The sequence below is a fragment of the Candidimonas nitroreducens genome, assembly GCF_002209565.1.
In the GTDB taxonomy this organism is placed as follows: domain Bacteria; phylum Pseudomonadota; class Gammaproteobacteria; order Burkholderiales; family Burkholderiaceae_B; genus Candidimonas; species Candidimonas nitroreducens.
Genome location: NZ_NJIH01000029.1, coordinates 1 through 1,176, shown reverse-complemented (window position 1 = coordinate 1,176; position 1,176 = coordinate 1). Strand labels below are relative to the sequence as shown.

Genomic DNA, 1,176 nt, shown 5'->3' with positions numbered 1-1,176 from the left:
GCCGGCGCCGCGCATTTCCGCGCCTTCGTCGGGAGACAGGCGGTAGAAGTAGAACAGCGAGCACCAGGTCAGGGCCCCCACCACGATGAATGCCGGCGAGAAGTCCGTGGCGCCCAGGGTGCCCGGGGCATGGCCATGGAAGCTGGCCGTGATGGTGACCACGAATGCCGCGAAAGCCACGCCCAGGCTCAGTGAAAATTGCTGGCCCATGCTCGACAGCGCGGTCGCCTGGCTCATGCGGCCCGGCGGCACGTCGGAGTACCCCAGCGTATTCAGGGTGACCATGGCGAAGGAATTGAACAGCCCGCCGAACAGCAGGATGGCGAAGATCAGGGTGTGGGACGTGTCCGGGGTGAACAGGCCGTAAAGCGCGTAGAACACGCCGGTCAGCAGCGTCGAGACGACCAGGATGGCCTTGAACCCGAAGCGCCGGATTGCTGGCTGGAGCAGGGCGCGCACGCACAAGGAGCCGATGGCGGTGGCCATGGTCAGCAGGCCGGACATCAGCGGCGTGAGCCCGAAACCCAGCTGCAGCATCAGCGGCAGCAGGAAGGGCGAGGCGCCCAGCGCGACCCGCAGCGGCATGCCGCCGGCCACGGCGGTGCGGTATGCCTTGAACTTGAACAGGCCGGGGTCGATGACCGGCTTGTCGACGCGGCGCGTGTAGTACCAGTAGGTCAGTACGCACAGCGCGCCCACCGTGGTCAGGGTAATGGTGACGCCGGCGGGCACCAGCCCGCGCCCGGCGGTGTCCAGGCCGCTGACCAGCCCGACCAGGCCGAGGGAAAGCAGGATGAAGCCGACGATGTCGAAGCGCTGCTTGATGCGCTCCTGGGTGTCGGAGAGGAAGGCCCGGGCCATCAGTATGCCCAGCACGCCGAACGGGATGTTCAGCAGGAAGATCCAGCGCCATGAGACCAGCGTCACGATGATGCCGCCGAGCAATGGGCCCGCGACGCGGCCCACCGCCCCGGGCACGGTGAACCACACCATGGCGCTGACCATTTCCTGGGGCGGGATACTGCGCAGCAGGATCAGCCGGCCGACGGGAACCATCATGGCGCCGCCCATGCCCTGTATGACGCGGAACACGACCAGCTGCGGCAGCGAGTTGGCCAGGCCGCACAGGGCCGAGCCCACGGAGAACAGGCCGATGGCCGTACAGAATACGCTGCG

The 1,176-nt window shown here is 67.5% G+C and carries 1 protein-coding gene; it reads right to left on the bottom strand.

The genetic code is table 11. From position 1 onward, the window contains the following. The coding region (locus tag CEY11_RS24925; protein WP_143323054.1) for an MFS transporter at positions 1 to 1,176 on the bottom strand (1,176 nt) is incomplete at both ends.